Genomic DNA, 18,872 nt, shown 5'->3' on the forward strand with positions numbered 1-18,872 from the left:
GCCGTGTTGATATAGATGGTGGTGAAGGGATTCTGCCTAAAGGTGGGGTCCCTTTGTTTGTGTCATGACTTGCCTTCCGGTCGGATGTCAGGTACGATCAGTGGGTGGGGGGAACGGAAAATGGATGTAAAAACAGCCTCTAAGGCTATTCGCAAAGGTGATATTTCGCCAGTGTATCTGCTATATGGCAGTGAAAAATATCAAATGAAGCAGTTTGTTGATATGCTAAAAGAGAAGGTGGTGGAGGAGGAGCATCGTGACTTCGCCATTATTTCTTATGATTTAACCGAGACGCCAATTGAGGTGGTTGTGGAGGATGCGGAGACAGCGCCTTTTCTGGTGCCGAAAAAGCTAATTATTGTACGGGATACCAGTGTATTTGCAGCAGGCAAAGATAATGGCAAAATAGAGCACCGTCTTGAGACTCTGTTGACTTATATGGATAACCCGACTGACTATAGCGTCATCGTTTTTACGGTTCAGGCTGAAAAGCTGGACGAACGGAAAAAGATCGTCAAGAAACTGAAAAGTGATGCCTCAGTTATTGCTTTCGCCCCTATGGGTGGAGATGATCTTGTAGCTTGGGTCCATAAGCGTGCAGCAGAAAGAGAAGTGCAGTTGGCAGCAGGAGCGGCTGAGAGACTCATTCAATACACGGGTACCGGGCTTCAATCCTTGGCTGCCGAGATAGATAAGCTGTGCTTATACGCAGGAGCGCAGGGAACGATTTCATCCGCTGACATTGAATCCCTTGTGCCTCGTAATACAGAGCAAAACGTATTTGCGATGGTTGAGGATCTGGCTAATTTGCGGCTGGATAAGGCGCTCAGTATTTTTTATGAATTGCTTAAGCAAAAAGAGGAACCAATCAAGATTGCAGCTTTGATCACACGGCAGTTTCGTATTATGTTGCAGGTCAAAGAGCTGGCAGGTCAAAGCTATTCTCAGCAACAAATTGCGAGTCAGCTCAGCTTGCATCCTTATGGGGTGAAAGTTGCAGGGGATCAAGCGCGACGCTTCCGTCCTGAGCAGCTGCGCCAGCTTCTCTATGAACTGGGCGAGCTGGACTATCATATGAAAACAGGTGTTGTTGACAAGGTGCTGGGACTCGAACTATTTTTGATGAAAATGGGAGCAGGTGCTTCAATCTAATCTCATAAAGTTATAAACTAAAAAATCCTGATCAGCCAAGGCTGGTCAGGATTTTTTCATTAACGTATAAAAGTAGCTCTTGCTTACGCTTGAGCTGTAAGAGCGTTAAGTTTTTTCGCCAAGCGGGATTTCTTGCGAGCAGCTGCATTTTTGTGGATCAGACCTTTAGTTACAGCCTTGTCCAGCTTTTGGGAAGCCACTTTGAAAGCAGCAGCAGCAGCTTCAGCTTCGTTACCTACCAACGCTGTATCGGCAGCTTTTACTGCTGTACGAAGCGCGGATTTTTGGGAAGCGTTCAACGCACGGCGTTTGTCGCTAGTTTTAACGCGTTTGATAGCGGATTTGATGTTTGGCATTACATTCACCTCCTGTAAAGGCATTACTTATGAACACAAACGTTTCACAACTTAAAATATTTTAGCACGCCACACCTCAAATTGCAATAAGAAAACATTCTAAGACAATGCAAATTACAGGATGAAAATGGATGTGCATAAACCTGCTGGGTGTCTCGCACACTATAGCCAGAGATGGTATACAAGGAGGTTTAAAAGATGGATTTGGATTTGCAGAAGTATGCGGTACGCACGGATTTGGCATTAGAGGCAAGAGAGCTGGCAGAACGGAATCAGCCTGTACCACTGGCGGGTATAAATGAGAATGTGGAGGAAGATAACGGTATTAAAATTACGCGGCTGGATGTATTAAATGAAGAAGGAGCTAACCGTATTGGTCGGGTACAAGGGCATTACGTTACGCTCGAAGTACCTGGCTTGCGTGAAGGCGACACTGGACTTCAGCAACGGGTAGCTATTGCCTTTGCCAAAGAAATGGAGCATTTTATACAAAAAATAGGGATTTCTAAGGTGGCAAGAGTGCTGGTGGTAGGGCTGGGAAATTGGAATGTTACTCCTGATTCTCTGGGTCCGCTTGTCGTTGAAAATTTAATGGTCACCCGTCAATATTTTGAACTGACACCTGATCAGATCAACCCTGGATATCGGGATGTGAGTGCAATTGCGCCGGGTGTTCTTGGTATCACGGGAATCGAATCCAGTGAGATCGTTCAAGGCATTGTGGATCGCACAAAACCAGAACTGATTATTGCTATTGATGCTTTGGCGTCACGTTCACTGGAGCGTGTCAATACGACTATCCAAGTGGCGGATATCGGAATACATCCAGGTTCAGGTATTGGCAACAAGCGGCGTGGTATCACCAAGGATATTATGGGGGTTCCATGTATCGCTATTGGCGTTCCAACGGTATGCTATGCTTCGACCATCGTCAACAATGTAATCGAACTGATGAAAACGCATTTTACCAAAGAAAAAGCTTCTACCAAAGTAATTCTCGGAATGTTGGATGAAATATCAGAACCTGAGAGACTTGGGCTAGTGAAAGAGGTGCTCCAACCACTAGGGCATGATTTGATTGTGACTCCAAAAGAGATTGATGAATTCATTGAAGATATCGCGAATATCATTGCGACCGGATTGAACGCTGCTCTACATGAGGCTGTTGATCCCGACAATGTCGCCGCTTATACGCATTAATGAAGGGCTAGCAAAACCATCTTTCTAAGACACGACACAAAAATCTCTATTTAACAGGTAGCTTATCTCTTTCGAAAAGGGGTGGGCTGGACCTGTGATAGAGATTTTTGTGTTCTAGTAATTGTTCTCCGTTCATAGAGTTGAAGTATAAGAGATTTCCGCAACAGATAGGAACCCTGTGTTCTGAATGTAATAAGCGGGTTTCGACGGGACGAAGGAGGACAAGGCTCACATGAAAAAAATTCAGACCTGGAACGTCGGAAGATGGAGAAGAAAAGGTATCGAAATTTTGGCAATGGGACATACGCTTGTGCTGCTTATCATGGGCTCGGCGCTTTTATTTGTCGTTTTGGGACTAGGAGGGTTGGCAGAAAATCGTTTGCAAACCTCTCCTGTTTCTTCGATGAAAGGATTGGCAGGCTCGGTGTCCAGCGGTTTTTTCGCGGATATGCTAGGTATGGAGGTACCTCATTTGGCACAAAAGAAGCAGCATTCTTCGTTGTCGGGTGAACAATGGTCGCCATTTGTTTTTCAGATGCTTACAGGTATTAATCCGCAGGATCCCAAAAGTCTCATTTCTCGTGAAATTCCTGGCATGTCTGCTGGTGCGCCTGTCTTGCTGCGCAAGGGTTCGGGGAACGACAAGGTAGAGGGTCCTACGGATTATCAACCTGATCAGGGAACGACAGATACCCCTGGGGGTTCAGACGCAGCTGAGAACCCGCCGTCTACTACGCCGGGTATTCCGACAACACCGGAAACAGACCCTGCACGTGAGGATGATCCAGGTGATGCCGCCAAAGGGGAGAAGCGTATATTAATCTACCATTCTCATCCCAGAGAAGCATATAATCCATTACTGAGCAAAACCAGTTCTAACCCCAATTCAGGTTCTAAGTCAGCTAATGTATCAAGGGTAGGTGACTTCGTAAAGAAGAGACTGGAAAAGCAAGGGATATCTACACTGCATGTAAACAAGGATTATGCCACCACAGTTCAAAATTACAATTGGAACTACTCCTATAAATATTCACGCGCAACAGTCAAGGAGGTTTTGGCTCAAAATAAAGGTTTAACTTATCTACTTGATATTCATCGTGATTCCCAACGTCATGGAAAAACAACAGCCACCATTAATGGACTTTCTTATGCCAAAGTGTATTTTATCATCGGACATGACAACAAAAATTGGCGTAAAAATGAAGCTTTTGCTGCTCGTATTCATGAAAAGCTGGAAAAATCCTATCACGGCGTATCACGAGGTGTATGGGGAAAAGATGGCGGCAAAGGAAACAACGGTGAATATAATCAAAGCTTGTCTTCGCATAGCATTTTGATCGAAATCGGAGGGATTGACAACACGGAGGAGGAGTTAAAACGAACTTCTGACGTTTTGGCGGATATGATCAGTGAAGTGTATTGGGAGGATCAGAAAGCCCAGAAGGCGGGCACCAACGTATCTGACACCAAAAAGAGCAATAACGGCAATTAAATAAGGTAGCAGTTAGGGGGGATAGAATGACCGGACATTTTCGTAAAAAAGCGCTTGGATTTGTGCTTCTGATCGGAGCGGGCGTGTTACTTGGCATGCAGCTGGCAGGTTCTGGTCTGCGCTCAGTCTATGGCCCGGAATGGGACGAGAATCCAGTTTCATCAGTAAATCAACAGAAAGTTGAATATGAGCAGACGGTGATTGAGGATACCCCGGCAGCTGATGCCCAAGTGCATAATCGTACGTATAATACAAATAGAAAGGTCGAGTTTGAGCCACAAACGAACACGAACGAAGGGAATACAAACGAACGAAGTGAGGAACAGACCGCGCGCTGGACACATGAATGGGATATGAAGGCTGCACAAGATGACAATACTCGGCAGGGCCTAGAGACTCCTCGTGAGCTACTAGCCGTAAAGGCGCAGCAGGCTTCGGTGGATACCATGGCTGACAAAACGGCTGGACTGCTTCAAAACCTGTCAAGACAGGGCATTCGCTGGGTTGTATCTGTATTTGACGGGGTAACAGAATAGAAATATTGCTGACCCCCCTTACAACTGCTATAATAAGCTGATTGATACTAGGCATTGTGTGGGGGTAAGGCATGACTGACATTTTGGCAAGACAACGTAAAATTCGGAACTTTAGTATCATTGCACATATAGACCATGGTAAATCTACGCTGGCTGACCGGATCTTGGAGTACACCGGTGCACTCACTTCCCGCGAAATGCAGGAGCAAGTGCTTGACCAGATGGAACTGGAGCGGGAGCGCGGGATTACGATTAAGCTCCAGGCAGTGCGACTCACTTATAAGGCCGATGACGGCGAAGAGTACATTTTGAATTTGATTGATACACCGGGACACGTCGATTTTACCTATGAGGTATCTCGTAGTTTGGCAGCCTGCGAAGGTGCTTTGCTGGTAGTAGACGCAGCGCAGGGGATTGAGGCGCAGACATTGGCTAACGTTTATTTGGCGTTGGACAACAATCTGGAGATTTTGCCAGTGCTTAACAAGATTGATTTGCCAAGTGCTGATCCTGAACGGGTAAAGCAGGAAATCGAGGATGTTATCGGTTTGGACACGAGCGAAACCGTACATGCTTCAGCCAAAGCTGGAATCGGTATCAAGGAAATTTTGGAACAAGTGGTCAGAAGTGTGCCTGCTCCGCAAGGAAATCCGGATAATCCGCTCAAGGCGCTTATTTTCGATTCGCATTATGATCCTTATAAAGGCGTTATCGTATATGTACGTGTTGTAGATGGCAGTATCCGTGCGGGTTCGAAAATTAAGATGATGGCCACTGACAAAACGTTTGAGGTTATCGAGGTTGGAGCTTTCATGCCACGTATGACGATCGTGGATGAGCTAAATATCGGTGATGTTGGTTTTATCGTTGCCGGAATCAAGCATGTGGGCGACACTCGTGTCGGGGATACGGTAACGGATGCCAAAAATCCAACACCAGAACCGATGCCAGGCTATCGGAAAATTAATCCAATGGTGTATTGCGGTCTGTACCCGATTGAAACATCGGAATATAACGATTTGCGTGAGGCGCTTGAAAAGCTGCAACTGAACGATGCTTCGCTCAGCTTTGAACCGGAAACATCCAGTGCGCTGGGCTTCGGCTTCCGTTGCGGTTTCCTTGGTCTGCTTCATATGGACGTTATTCAGGAACGTATTGAACGTGAATTCAATATTCCACTGATTACAACGGCACCAAGCGTAATTTACCGTGTACAATTGACTAACGGGGAAACGATTGAAATTGATAACCCATCCAACTACCCGGAAGTAGGACGTATTGAACATGTAGAAGAGCCATATGTTAAGGCAGGCATCATCGTGCCCAATGATTATGTAGGTACGGTTATGGAGCTTTGTCAGAGCAAGCGTGGTGAATACGTGAACATGGAGTACCTGGATACAACACGGGTAACGATTACGTACCAGATTCCTTTGTCTGAAATCGTATATGATTTCTTTGATCAGCTTAAATCCAGCACCAAAGGTTATGCTTCCTTTGACTATGAGATTTCAGGCTATCGCCAATCTAATCTGGTGAAGATGGATATTCTGTTGAATGGTGAGCAGGTCGATGCATTGTCATTCATCGTGCATAGAGATCGAGCTTACCACCGCGGACGTATCATTTGTGAGAAGCTGCGCGAGTTGATTCCACGGCAAATGTTCGAGGTGCCAATCCAGGCATCTGTAGGAACAAAGGTTGTTGCGCGTGAAACCGTTAAGGCTATGCGTAAAAACGTCTTGGCCAAATGTTATGGCGGCGATATTTCCCGTAAACGGAAGCTGCTTGAAAAGCAAAAAGAGGGCAAGAAGCGTATGAAGCAGGTCGGTAACGTAGAAGTACCACAGGAAGCATTTATGGCGGTACTGAAGATAGATGAGTAAAGCAGTTTGAAGTATTCGTCCATTCTTTCATGAGGCATTTGCCATGCATGGAGAATGGACGTTCTTTATTTGAGCAAGCTATTCAGGACAGAGGGCTCGTTCAAGTTCTGATTTAGAGTAATATGGCAACTATATCTTTAAATCAATCTTTAGAGTATGTTTAAAGATGTTTTTCTTTTACTGCAACACCTACACCACAAAAAATGACCGATTCGTGGTGGGCAGCAGCGGAGTGGGCCATTTGAATCTGGAGAAGCGTAGCGTTCGCCTTTACTCCCCAATTTTATCCCAAAGAGTGCTTATATAATGGAAAATTGGGGAGTAACAGCGATCAGAAGATCAAATGGAACACGAAGCGGTTGGTCTCGACCTCGGCTCATTTTCTCACTATACCCTGAATCGACAAGGAGGATCGGTATGACCGCATCCATACAAAAACATGAATATTCATCCGCGCCTCAAGCGGTTTATCTGCATATACCTTTTTGCACGAATAAATGCTTTTACTGTGACTTCAATTCTTATGTGCTCAAGGATCAGCCTGTTATGGAATATCTGTATGCCTTAGAACGGGAGATGGAACATACGGTCAAACTTCACCCGCCAGGAGAGATAAAGACCATTTTTGTCGGGGGAGGAACACCAACAACCCTCAATCCGAAGGAAATGGAATATTTCCTGAAGAGCGTTCGTACCTATTTTCCAAACTGGGCGGAAGATATTGAGTTTTCCATGGAAGCCAATCCAGGCACAACTGATTTTGAAAAACTTTCTGTGATGAAAGAGGGCGGCGTCAATCGACTCAGTTTTGGTGTGCAGGCTTTCCAGAATGATCTGCTTACAGGCATAGGTCGTATTCATAGTACAGATGACGTCTATCGTAGTTTGGAAAACGCACGTAAGGCCGGCTTGGACAATCTGTCGATTGACCTGATGTTCGGTTTGCCGAACCAAACGGTCGACATGCTGGATGAAAGCGTCAGTAGAGCGCTGGAGCTGGATCTTCCTCATTACTCTATCTACAGTTTGAAGGTTGAAGAGAACACGCTCTTTCACACGTTATACCAGAAAAATCAGCTGCCACTTCCACATGAAGATGACGAACTGGAAATGTATTTGCTCCTTATGCGTCGCATGAAAGAAGCGGGTTATGAACAGTATGAAATTAGCAATTTCGCTAAACCAGGTTTGGGTAGTAAGCACAATATGACTTATTGGCGGAATGAGGATTATTATGGTCTTGGCGCTGGGGCACATGGTTATGTTGGCAGAGAGCGTCATATGAACATTAAGGGCATTAACCCTTATGTGGAGGCTACTCGGAATGGCCTACCGCGTTTGGACAGCTTTGAGGTGCCGACGGCGGAAGCTATGGAGGACTTTCTCATGGTCGGTTTGAGAATGCTGGAGGGTGTGTCCAAATCCCGCTTTGAAGCTCAATTCGGTCAGACATTGGAAGACACGTTTACAGTTCCTCTTAGAAAAATGCTGAATGCAGGGTTAATCGAATCAATCGAGGATGGGTATCGTTTGAGCGAACGCGGTATTTTATTCGGAAATGACGTATTTGCAGAGTTCATCGGTTCGATCACGGTAAATTCATAAGTTGCAAGCTTCAATACAGTACATTTTGACTTCGTAAGCTGGGCCATCATTTTATTACACCATTCTGCCACAGCAGGGTAAATGGAGTATTGAAATTCTATGCGTAATGTTGTATATTTATTCATTATATGCGGCAAGCGGCAGGAGGAGAGCAAAATGGCTTCAGTGTGTAAAGATGTATTGTGCAGAAGTGCGGTTCCTGAGGATGTGGAGCCTTTATATCAAATGATTAGCGGCTATGCAGAGCGGGGGATTATGCTGCCACGTTCAAGGGAAGTGCTTACGCGCCAACTGGAGCTGTTTATTGTTGCAGAGGTGGACGGCGAAGTCGTTGGTTGTGGTTCTTTATGCAAATTGGGGGCTGATTTGGTAGAGATTCGCTCCCTTGGTATCTCTGAGGGGCATAAAGGAATGGGAATCGGCTCCAAGCTTGTGGAAGGCCTTATTAGAGAAGCACGGCGGCAACATATCCCTAAAATTATGGCACTGACCTACGAGGTATCCTTTTTTATAAAAAACGGTTTTGATGTAGTCAGCAAAGAGATTTTCCCTGAAAAGGTATGGACTGACTGCATTCATTGCAGTAAACAAAACAATTGTGATGAAATCGCAGTGTTGAAAGTACTGAACTGACCTGTCAATAATGAGGTCAGTTCAGTGTTTTTTTATCAGGACGCAGCCTTGCGTATGTGTTACAGCTTACATTATTGTGCCTCTGTTCGTTTCTCAAATGTTTGGAGTAACCACCAAATAAATTGATGATGAGGCTCCAGTTCCGAAGGTATATCACTCAGGCTTCTTATGGGATGGTCCTTATGATAATCCGTATCATTATAAAAGTATGTAGTGCCATCTAACGGGACTTGACCTTTGTATTTATACAAGGCGACAATATATTTTTCAGACTCTCCAGTTCGGCTTGGACGATATGTGTACTCTTCCCAATCAGCTGGTGTTAAATCATCATAATGTAATATAGCAGTGACACTATATTTTATTTGCTTGGTAATGCTTGGACTGAATTCTTGTGGGTAAAATAAAATGGTATTCCATATGCTTAACAGTATTGTAGGGATCAAGATTAAGGCACACCACAAGGTTCTTAATTTACGAATTAAATGGTTCACTGAAATCATAAGGGCAGCGTTCAGAATAAAAACTAGTGGCAAAGCAAGGATTCTTCCTAGGCCTGTGTACGGAAACAATTCGATTAAAATGTAAAACATACAAATTGTAGGTGAAAGAGCGATTAATGCGTATAAAAGGTTGCGGCGCTGGCTTCTCAGATCCTATTCCTCCTCAAAGACAATAAAGTTACAACAGTTTGGAGACACAGTCTCAATTTTTTGCATTCTGTATCCCTATACATAAATACGGTTTGGATATGATGAATAATGAGGGTTTATGTGAAAAAGTGTAAACGCTCTGTTTCCATATCAATAATCAAAATGGATGTAATAAATCTCGTTTATTGAAAATACTGATCTGACTTGACAATGATCAGGTCGGTTTGGTATTTTTGTATTATCAGTTAGCACTCATCGCGAACGAGTGCTAATGATTCCATTTAACAATCATGCTATTATGGATAGACGATAAGGGGGGATTCGCTTGTTAACCGAACGTCAGAGACTCATTTTGAATGCGATTATTGATGACTACATTCGTTCGGCTGAGCCAGTGGGTTCCCGCAGCATATCCAAAAGGCAGGATGTCGGATTCAGCCCAGCCACAATCCGTAATGAAATGTCGGATTTGGAGGAACAGGGCTATCTGGAGCAACCCCATACTTCTGCGGGACGCATCCCGTCTCATAAAGGTTATCGTTATTATGTGGACCATTTGGTGCCACTAAATACACTGAAGCCTATGGAAATGCGGGAACTAAAAGCCTTTTACGCCGAAAAGCTGAATGTAATGGAGCAAGTGATTCAGCATGCATCAGGCATTTTGTCCCATATGACCAATTATACTTCCATCTTGCTTGGGCCGGAGGTTTTTCATACTTCGTTGCGTCATTTTCAGCTGTTGCCGCTCAACGAAACGACGGCTGTGGCGATTATCGTGACCAATACCGGTCAGGTGGAGAATAAAACGGTGGATATTCCACCTGGAATTTCAATTTCCGAGATGGAAAAGGTTGTGAATTTACTGAACAGCAAGCTGGTCGGTGTGCCGATTTATCAGCTTAAATCACGCCTTTACACCGCGCTTGGTCAGGAAATGGAGAAGCATGTGTCTCATTTTGAGGACGCTATGAAGGTGCTGGATAAAGCACTCGATAATGAATCGGATCAGCGCTTGTATTTGAGCGGTGCGACGAACATGCTGAATCAACCTGAATTTAAAGATGTAGAAAAGGTTAAACATATTCTCGATCTGCTGGAGGAAACACCAACGCTGCTTAAACTGATGACTCCTGTAGCCGGAGCCCCTGAAATTCAAGTCCGCATCGGTACAGAAAATGATCATGAAGCATTTGCCAATTGCAGCCTGATTACTGCTACATATGCAGTAGACGGAGAAGCGTTGGGTACGATAGGTATATTGGGTCCGACGCGGATGGAGTATGCGAGAGTTATTAATATTTTGGGTATCCTGTCTAAGGATTTGACCGCAATGCTAACGCAACGGTTTAAATAGAACAAGATCGCACAGGTTGCGGTCCTACATGTTCCGCGCCGGGATACGGCTTGTATCCTGCGCGGGTGCATTGTTGCGTGCTTTTGTATGGGTAGTTATGACTTGAAGGAGGTGAAACATTTTGAAGGAAGAACAAGCGTTCCAAGATGAAAAACAACAAAATGTAAGCACAGAGGAAGCTGCCGAAACGAGCCAGCAGGAAGAGCCGGTGAATGAAGCGGCATCACTGGAAGCCGAGGAAGAAAACACAGAGGTGGCAAAACTTCGTGCAGAGGCTGAGGAGCATCAGCAGCGGTTTTTGCGCGCACAGGCGGATTTTGATAATTTTCGCCGCCGTACACTGAAAGAAAAGGAAGACCTTGCTAAATATGCGTCTATGAAGCTTGTTACCGAGTTGGTGCCTGTTCTGGATAACTTCGAGCGAGCGCTGGCAACAGCATCGCAAGGAGCGGAGTCTGAGTCATTCACCAAAGGCGTGGAAATGATTTTCCGCCAGTTTGAGAGTGTGCTTCAGGCAGAGGGAGTGACGGCCATGAATGCAGTGGGACAACCGTTTAATCCTGATTTCCACCAGGCTATTATGCAGGTAGAGAGCGAAGAGCATGATGAAGGCATCGTCGTTGAAGAGGTACAAAAAGGATACATGCTGAAGGACAAGGTGCTTCGTCCAGCGATGGTAAAAGTTAGCATGTAACTTTTTCTATATACATTAGAATTACATCATTTTGATTCAACCATTCTGGCCTGAGGGCCTCGTATATACAGAAGGAGGAATTGTCCGATGAGCAAAGTAATCGGTATTGACTTAGGTACAACCAACTCTTGTGTGGCTGTTATGGAGGGCGGCGAAGCCGTCGTTATTCCAAATCCGGAAGGCGCGCGCACAACCCCTTCCGTTGTCGGTTTCAAAAAAGATGGGGAGCGTACTGTAGGGGAAACGGCAAAACGCCAAGCAATTACGAACCCGGATCGTACAATCATGTCCATCAAGCGCCACATGGGTACAAATCATAAAGAAAACATCGATGGTAAGGAATATTCCGCACAGGAAATTTCCGCTATGATTTTGCAAAAGCTGAAAGCTGACGCTGAAGCTTATCTGGGCCAAACGGTTTCTCAAGCGGTTATCACTGTTCCAGCTTACTTCAATGATGGTCAACGTCAAGCAACTAAGGACGCAGGTAAAATTGCCGGTCTGGAAGTTCTGCGGATTGTCAATGAGCCAACAGCAGCTGCATTGGCATATGGTATGGAAAAATCCGAAGACCAAACGATCCTCGTATATGACTTGGGCGGCGGTACATTCGACGTATCCATTTTGGAACTGGGCGATGGTTTCTTCGAAGTTAAAGCAACAAGCGGCGATAACAAGCTGGGTGGCGATGACTTTGACCAAGTGATTATTGATTACCTCGTAAATGAGTTCAAGAAAGATCAAGGTATTGACCTGAGCAAAGATAAAGCAGCTGTACAACGTCTGAAAGACGCAGCAGAAAAAGCGAAAAAAGAACTGTCCGGCGTGCTGACAACGACAATTTCCTTGCCGTTTATCACAGTAGCTGATGGCGTTCCACAGCATTTGGAGTTGAACCTGACTCGTGCGAAGTTTGAAGAATTGTCTGCAGGTCTGGTTGAACGTACTTTGGGACCTACTCGTCAAGCGATGAAAGATGCAGGCATGAGTGCTAGCGACATCGATAAAATCGTTTTGGTCGGCGGCTCTACACGTATTCCAGCTGTACAAGAAGCAATCAAAAAGCTGACAGGTAAAGAGCCTCATAAAGGCGTAAACCCTGATGAAGTAGTAGCTTTGGGCGCAGCAGTTCAAGCAGGTGTATTGACAGGTGATGTTAAGGACGTCGTTCTCCTTGACGTAACTCCACTGTCCCTCGGTATTGAAACCGCAGGTGGCGTATTCACCAAAATGATTGATCGTAACACGACAATCCCTACGAGCAAATCGCAGGTATTCTCGACGTATGCCGACAATCAGCCTAGCGTAGAAATTCACGTGCTGCAAGGTGAACGCGAAATGGCAGCAGGCAACAAAACACTGGGCCGTTTCCAATTGGGAGATATCCCTCCAGCACCACGTGGTGTACCGCAAATCGAAGTTACTTTCGACCTCGATGCGAACGGTATTGTGAACGTATCTGCTACAGATAAAGGCACAGGTAAAAGCCAAAAAATTACGATCACATCTTCTAGCGGCTTGAGTGACGAAGAAGTAGAACGTATGATGAAGGATGCCGAGTTGCATGCGGAAGAAGATAAGAAACGCAAAGAGTTGGTAGAAGCGAAAAACGCTGCGGACCAACTGATCTACTCCGTAGACAAAACGATTAAAGATCTGGGCGAAAAAGCGGATGCAGGTGAAGTCGAAAAAGCAAATGCAGCTAAAGAAAATCTGCAAAAAACGCTGGAATCCGACAACCTGGAAGACATCAAAAAAGCTACTGAAGAACTGACTGAAATCGTTCAGCAATTGTCTGTGAAATTGTATGAGCAAGCTGCTCAAGCAGCACAAGCTCAAGACGGAGCAGCAGACAGCAAAGGCCGTGACAATGTTGTTGATGCGGACTATGAAGTTGTTGACGAAGATCAGAAGAAAGACTAAGCAACGGATCGGGTAGTGTAACTTTACGGTATACCGGTACGTTATGATATACTGAACAGTAATTGCAGCGTAGCTGCCTTGATAAATAACAATTAGCCTAAGGGTAACCGTTATTTCCAAGATAAATAAGCATATTACGGGTTGTACTGCCTTGAAATGATGGGAAGGTCAGAGCCGGGTCATCCCGCGCCTTTGGCTTTCCTTTTATATGTAGTGCAGACACGTTGTAGGCATGGGGGTGGAACATTGGCTGATAAGCGTGATTATTATGAGGTGCTAGGTGTCGCAAAAGGCGCTTCGGATGAAGAAGTCAAAAAGGCTTACCGCAAGCTTGCGCGTCAGTATCATCCGGACGTGAACAAGGCTGCGGACGCAGAAGCTAAATTTAAAGAAGTAAAAGAAGCTTACGATGTTCTCAGCGATGGTCAGAAGCGGGCAAGATACGACCAATACGGTCATGTAGACCCAAATCAGGGCATGGGAGGCGGCTTTGGTGGTGCCGACTTCGGTGGCGGGTTTGGTGATATTTTTGATATGTTCTTTGGTGGCGGCAACGGTCGGCGTGATCCGAATGCACCGCAACGAGGGAACGATCTTCAATATACGATGACGATTGAATTCAAAGAAGCGGTGTTTGGTAAAGAAACCGACATTCAAATTGAACGCACGGAAACATGCGATACGTGTCATGGTACAGGAGCCAAGGCGGGCACTCAACCACAGACCTGTTCCGTCTGCCATGGCAGTGGACAAGAAGAAGTGGTACAGAATACACCGTTTGGCCGCATGGTTAATCGACGCGCTTGTTCCAATTGCGGCGGTTCCGGAAAAATTATCAAGGAAAAATGTACGACTTGTAGCGGATCAGGCCGTGTCCGCAAGAAACGTAAAATTCATATTCGCATTCCGGCGGGTGTGGATGACGGCGCACAAATGCGTATCAACGGGGAAGGCGAAGGCGGTGTCAACGGAGGACCGGCTGGTGACTTGTACGTCGTATTCCGTGTGAAGTCGCACGACTTCTTTGAGCGTGAGGGAGACGATATCTACTGTGAAATTCCGCTGACGTTTTCACAGGCAGCATTGGGAGATGAGGTGGAGATCCCCACGTTGACCGAGAAAGTGAAGCTGAAAGTTCCAGCAGGCACACAAACAGGCACTTATTTCCGTCTTAAAGGAAAGGGTGTGCCAAAACTGCGCGGCGTAGGTCAAGGTGACCAGCATATTAAGGTAGTTGTGGTAACGCCTAGCAAGCTGAGTGAGGAACAGAAGGATTTGCTGCGTCAGTTCTCTTCGCTTAGTGGAGAGCAGACACATGAGAATGAGCAGTCCTTTTTTGATCGTGTGAAGCGGGCTTTCCGAGGCGACTAAGCCAAAGTCTAAATCGCGGAGCTTCAATCATGAATCCGAGGGGACTATTCCGCAATTGCGGGATAGTCCCTTTTTTTATATTCACGTAAACACATACATAGCCATTTTTGTATAACCAAAGTTAACTATTGAGCTTCTATCAACTAGAAAGGGGTGAGTTCCATCGAAAAAATACGGACAAGTCTGCGTCGGGGTAAGCCGCTTTTAAAGCTCAGAGGTCTAATAACGCTGCTCGTATGTCTGGTTATGGCACTTGTGCTCCTGCCAGTAACACTGTTATTTGCGGAGAGAGTTGAGCTTGAAACGGAGAAAGGGCTTGAGGAAAAGGCAATGTCCATTGCCCGTACACTCGCCCATACACCGCTTATTATCGAGCAATTGCAACAGACGGGTTCTTCTCCTTCCATGCAGGAGTATGTGAAGAAGGTCTCAACAGCGAATCATATCCAATTTGTCGTGGTTATGGATATGAAGGGAATTCGTAAAACGCACCCCGATGCTAGGAGGATTGGCAAAGCCTTTGTCGGAGGAGACGAGTATACTGCACTTCATGGTCAGGAGAGCGTGTCCGTTGCAAAGGGGACATTAGGCATGTCCATGCGAGCCTTTTCCCCCGTGTTCAGTGTGACGGGAAAGCAGGTAGGGGCAATTGTTGTTGGTATATCCATGCAAGATATACAGCGGGCCCAGGAAGGCAACACCCGTCTTATTGCTATCGCCATTGGTATCGGAATGTTGATTGGCACAGGAGGAGCGGTTGTGCTGGCTCGTAAAATCAAAAGTATGCTGGTCGGTCTGGAACCGCCGGAAATCGCACGTTTGCTGGAGGAACGCAGCGCGATGTTGCAGTCCATCAAGGAAGGAGTCATTGCGGTAGATGAATGTGGTCGTATCATGCTGATGAATGCAGAAGCGATCCGTCTACTGAGGCAAGCGGGGATTGAAGACTTCTCATTCTCTGGACAGGAAATTACTGTTTATTTATCTGCTTTCCGATTACAAGAGGTCTTGGAAGTAAGCACTCCACTGATGGATGAGGAGATGGAGTTGGGTGGGATCACCTTGCTGACCACCAGTGTTCCGATACGGGTCAAAGGAAAAATTGTCGGAGCCATTGTAACCTTTCGGGATAAGACGGAGATGAACCAGCTTGCGGAACGTTTGACCGGAGTTTCTTTGTACACGGAAGCACTACGCGCACAGGCTCATGAATTTATGAACAAGCTGCATGTCATTATGGGGATGGTGCACTTGCGAATGTATGATAAACTGGAACACTATATTATGGACGCCGTCGAACATCATCAAGTAGAGATTGGTTCCATTACTCGGCAGCTTAAGGACCCAGTGATGGCGGGGTTTGTATTAGGAAAATTAAGCCGGGCCAGAGAGGCAGGGGTAAGTTTTGAACTGACTTCGGGGAGTCACTTACCTGAATCCAGTCAAACTCAAACGACTCACGAGCTGATTACTATTCTTGGCAATCTGTTTGATAATGCGGTGGAGGCGATGGAATCTCTGGAGCACAAGCGGATTACCCTTTCACTTTATTATGAGGAAAATCAGAAGCATGGCTGTCTGACCTGTATCATGTGCGACAATGGTCCGGGTATACCGGAGGACCTTGTGAAGGCTATTTTTGAAAAAGGTTTTTCGACCAAGGGAGAGTCACGAGGGATGGGACTTTATCTAGTGGCGCAAAGCGTGAAGAGGCTACAAGGTAGTGTAAAGTTGATCCCAGTCGAGCAGGGGTGCTGTTTTCAGATTAAGATTCCATACATTATAGCGGGGAATGATGAACATGATTAATGTCCTGATTGTAGAAGATGATCCGATGGTTGCAGAATTTAACCGCAAATATATGGAGCAGGTAGAGGGATTCCAATGTGGCGGTTGGGCTTCTTCGGTGGAAGAGGCTAAGAAATATTTAGCTGAACAAGCTATTGATCTGATATTGCTGGATGTGTATATGCAAGAAAGTAATGGCCTCGATTTATTGTCATTCATACGGGAGGCTGGAGTGAATGTGGATGTTATTGTCATCTCAGCTGCAAGTGACATGAGCAGTGTCAAAAAGGCGATGAATTTTGGCGCTGTGGATTATTTGATCAAGCCTTTCCACTTTAACCGTTTTCTAGAGGCACTTACCGGATATCGAGAGCACATTAGTATTGTGCGTGAGCGCAGTCTACTATCGCAGGAGGAGCTGGATCGACTGATTTATCATAAAAGCTTGACTAAAGACTTGGCACGGTTGCCCAAGGGGATAACAAAATCCACGCTGGCTATGATATGGAATTGTATCCAGCAGCATCATAAGGTTCTATTTTCCACCGAGGATATTGCGGAGAGTGCAGGGATCTCCAGGGTGTCTATGCGCAAGTATTTGGCTTTTATGACAGAAATTGAAGTGCTTTCTATGGAAACTATATATGGTACCATTGGACGCCCTGTTTACCAATATCAAGTTTTACCGCAGGCAGAAGAAATCATCAATAGTTATATTTAGCCCTATTTCTGATTACTTTAGTTACAAAAGTTAGTTTTTAGTTTTAAAACCAAATAAAGCGTTTTCCAAGGTGTAGAATGGGAACATGATCATCATTCTTCACTTTATGGAGGGAGATTTATGGAAAATGCTACGAACCAGCCTGTCATTCAAAAGGGGCAAAGATGGAGTAAAAATACTGTAGATGGGTTTAGGATGCTGGGGAGGATAAAGGTGGGAGTGATTCCTCTTCCGCTATATGCCGTGATCGCGCTAATTGTTTATGCGGCTGCAATTACAGAAAGACTTCCGAACGATCTATTAGGCGGGTTTGCCGTCATCATGATTTTAGGTATATTGCTCAGTGATCTGGGAGCCAAACTTCCGCTGCTTAAACATATAGGCGGGCCAGCCATTTTATCCCTTATGGTTCCATCGTTAATGGTATTTTGGAATATGTTCAGTCCATCTGCGATGGGGGCTGTGCACACGCTTATGAAAACCTCGAATTTTCTTTATTTTTACATCGCATGTCTAGTAACCGGCAGTATTCTTGGTATGGATCGCAAAATGCTGATGAATGGAATTGTCAAAATTTTCGCCCCCATTATCATAGGATCTATTGCTGCTGTTGCCGTCGGTATGGTGGTGGGTATGGCTTTTGGCTACAGTGCTTATCATACATTTTTTTTCATCATCATTCCGATTATTTCCGGCGGGATTGGAGAAGGCATTCTACCGTTGTCTATTTCGTATGGAATGGTACTGGGCAAGGATTCTGCAGTATTCGTATCCCAGTTTATCCCGGCTGCAATTATCGGTAACATTGTTGCAATTATAGGTGCAGGCGTTTTGAAGAGATTAGCGGAGAAAAAACCGAAAACTTCTGGTAACGGAAGGTTGTTAAAACTCGAAAAAGACAAAGGTGAGTTAGCTCCGGTAAACTTGGGACAATCCGTTTCTTTTCCATTAATGGGTGGTGGTCTGCTGTTGGCCTGTACTTTCTTTATTGTGGGTAAGCTGCTGGAGCCGTATCTCCATATTCCAGGACCGATTCTCATGATTCTGGCGGCGGCATTAATTAAGTGTATTCAGATCATGCCGAACACATTGGAGCAGGGAGCTTTTCATTTGTACAAATGTATAACCGCTAGTCTGACGTGGCCCTTGATGGTGGGGTTAGGTATTTTATATGTGCCATTAGATAGTGTAGTTGGGATTCTAACGGTTCCTTATGCGATTACCTGTGCATCTGTAGTGGTTGCATTGATTGTTACTGGATACTTCACAGGAAAATGGATTCACATGTATCCCGTAGAAGCTGCTTTGGTGACCAGTTGTCGCGGTGGATTAGGGGGCACAGGCGATGTAGCCATTCTGTCTGCATCCAATCGGATGGAACTGATGCCTTTTGCCCAAATTGCAACACGGATTGGCGGGGCGGGCACGGTCATTTTAGCCACCTTGTTACTCCAATTATGGAGCTGATGAGTTTTATACACAGGAATGAGTTTCATATCCAAATA

The 18,872-nt window shown here is 45.4% G+C and carries 16 protein-coding genes; 14 read left to right on the top strand and 2 right to left on the bottom strand.

Annotation, left to right across the window (positions count from 1 at the left end; translation table 11 throughout):
• Positions 1 to 120 precede the first annotated feature (120 nt).
• The gene (holA, locus tag BN1546_RS20255) at positions 121 to 1,152 is read left to right on the top strand and encodes a DNA polymerase III subunit delta (protein WP_025674274.1); all 1,032 of its coding nucleotides are present in this window, start codon (positions 121 to 123) and stop codon (positions 1,150 to 1,152) included.
• An 83-nt stretch (positions 1,153 to 1,235) separates the two neighbouring features.
• On the opposite strand, the gene rpsT is transcribed toward holA, so the two are convergent.
• A complete protein-coding gene (rpsT, locus tag BN1546_RS20260) occupies positions 1,236 to 1,508 on the bottom strand; it encodes a 30S ribosomal protein S20 (RefSeq protein ID WP_013372187.1) in 273 nt (90 codons plus the stop codon).
• A 198-nt stretch (positions 1,509 to 1,706) separates the two neighbouring features.
• Here rpsT and gpr point away from each other — a divergent pair, with 198 nt between their 5' ends.
• From gpr to BN1546_RS20290, 6 genes are all read left to right on the top strand, one after another.
• Positions 1,707 to 2,708, top strand: coding sequence for a GPR endopeptidase (gene gpr, locus BN1546_RS20265; RefSeq protein ID WP_013372185.1), 1,002 nt, complete (start codon positions 1,707 to 1,709; stop codon positions 2,706 to 2,708).
• Positions 2,709 to 2,940: 232 nt separating this feature from the next.
• The gene (locus tag BN1546_RS20270) at positions 2,941 to 4,200 is read left to right on the top strand and encodes a stage II sporulation protein P (protein ID WP_058829912.1); all 1,260 of its coding nucleotides are present in this window, start codon (positions 2,941 to 2,943) and stop codon (positions 4,198 to 4,200) included.
• 26 nt (positions 4,201 to 4,226) lie between these two features.
• Positions 4,227 to 4,736 carry a hypothetical protein gene (locus BN1546_RS20275; protein ID WP_025674277.1) on the top strand — a complete coding sequence of 170 codons (510 nt, stop codon included), beginning with the start codon at positions 4,227 to 4,229 and terminating at the stop codon, positions 4,734 to 4,736.
• A gap of 71 nt (positions 4,737 to 4,807) precedes the next feature.
• Entirely contained in the window at positions 4,808 to 6,622 is a 1,815-nt protein-coding gene (gene lepA, locus BN1546_RS20280) for a translation elongation factor 4 (RefSeq protein ID WP_013372182.1), read from the top strand.
• 417 nt (positions 6,623 to 7,039) lie between these two features.
• Positions 7,040 to 8,227, top strand: coding sequence for a radical SAM family heme chaperone HemW (gene hemW, locus BN1546_RS20285; RefSeq protein ID WP_025674281.1), 1,188 nt, complete (start codon positions 7,040 to 7,042; stop codon positions 8,225 to 8,227).
• A gap of 156 nt (positions 8,228 to 8,383) precedes the next feature.
• Complete coding sequence (locus BN1546_RS20290) at positions 8,384 to 8,860, top strand: N-acetyltransferase (protein ID WP_025674283.1); 477 nt, start codon at positions 8,384 to 8,386, stop codon at positions 8,858 to 8,860.
• A gap of 71 nt (positions 8,861 to 8,931) precedes the next feature.
• Here the strand turns inward: BN1546_RS20290 and BN1546_RS20295 are convergent, their stop codons facing one another.
• Positions 8,932 to 9,396, bottom strand: coding sequence for a hypothetical protein (locus BN1546_RS20295; protein ID WP_058829911.1), 465 nt, complete (start codon positions 9,394 to 9,396; stop codon positions 8,932 to 8,934).
• Between the two features lie 442 nt (positions 9,397 to 9,838).
• On the opposite strand from BN1546_RS20295, the gene hrcA reads away from it, so the two are divergent.
• The 7 genes from hrcA to BN1546_RS20330 all read left to right on the top strand — a co-directional run bounded on the left by hrcA (position 9,839) and on the right by BN1546_RS20330 (position 18,834).
• Positions 9,839 to 10,870, top strand: a complete 1,032-nt coding sequence (gene hrcA / locus BN1546_RS20300) for a heat-inducible transcriptional repressor HrcA (protein ID WP_013372178.1) — start codon at positions 9,839 to 9,841, stop codon at positions 10,868 to 10,870.
• Between the two features lie 121 nt (positions 10,871 to 10,991).
• Positions 10,992 to 11,564: a nucleotide exchange factor GrpE gene (grpE, locus tag BN1546_RS20305; protein WP_040103293.1), complete on the top strand. Its 573-nt coding sequence runs from the start codon at positions 10,992 to 10,994 to the stop codon at positions 11,562 to 11,564.
• A gap of 87 nt (positions 11,565 to 11,651) precedes the next feature.
• Positions 11,652 to 13,487 (top strand): molecular chaperone DnaK, encoded by a 1,836-nt coding sequence (dnaK, locus tag BN1546_RS20310; protein ID WP_013372176.1) that lies wholly within the window; start codon positions 11,652 to 11,654, stop codon positions 13,485 to 13,487.
• A gap of 246 nt (positions 13,488 to 13,733) precedes the next feature.
• The gene (dnaJ, locus tag BN1546_RS20315) at positions 13,734 to 14,858 is read left to right on the top strand and encodes a molecular chaperone DnaJ (protein ID WP_013372174.1); all 1,125 of its coding nucleotides are present in this window, start codon (positions 13,734 to 13,736) and stop codon (positions 14,856 to 14,858) included.
• A gap of 153 nt (positions 14,859 to 15,011) precedes the next feature.
• A complete protein-coding gene (gene dcuS, locus BN1546_RS20320) occupies positions 15,012 to 16,667 on the top strand; it encodes a DcuS/MalK family sensor histidine kinase (RefSeq protein WP_090738717.1) in 1,656 nt (551 codons plus the stop codon).
• The gene (gene dcuR, locus BN1546_RS20325; RefSeq protein ID WP_058829909.1) at positions 16,660 to 17,367 is read left to right on the top strand and encodes a two-component system response regulator DcuR; all 708 of its coding nucleotides are present in this window, start codon (positions 16,660 to 16,662) and stop codon (positions 17,365 to 17,367) included. The genes dcuS and dcuR overlap by 8 nt, the downstream gene beginning before the upstream one ends.
• A gap of 120 nt (positions 17,368 to 17,487) precedes the next feature.
• On the top strand, positions 17,488 to 18,834 hold the full coding sequence (locus tag BN1546_RS20330; protein ID WP_058829908.1) for a 2-hydroxycarboxylate transporter family protein: 1,347 nt from the start codon (positions 17,488 to 17,490) through the stop codon (positions 18,832 to 18,834).
• The last annotated feature ends 38 nt before the right edge of the window (positions 18,835 to 18,872 follow it).

Source organism: Paenibacillus sp. Mc5Re-14 (assembly GCF_001049835.1).
In the GTDB taxonomy this organism is placed as follows: domain Bacteria; phylum Bacillota; class Bacilli; order Paenibacillales; family Paenibacillaceae; genus Paenibacillus; species Paenibacillus polymyxa_C.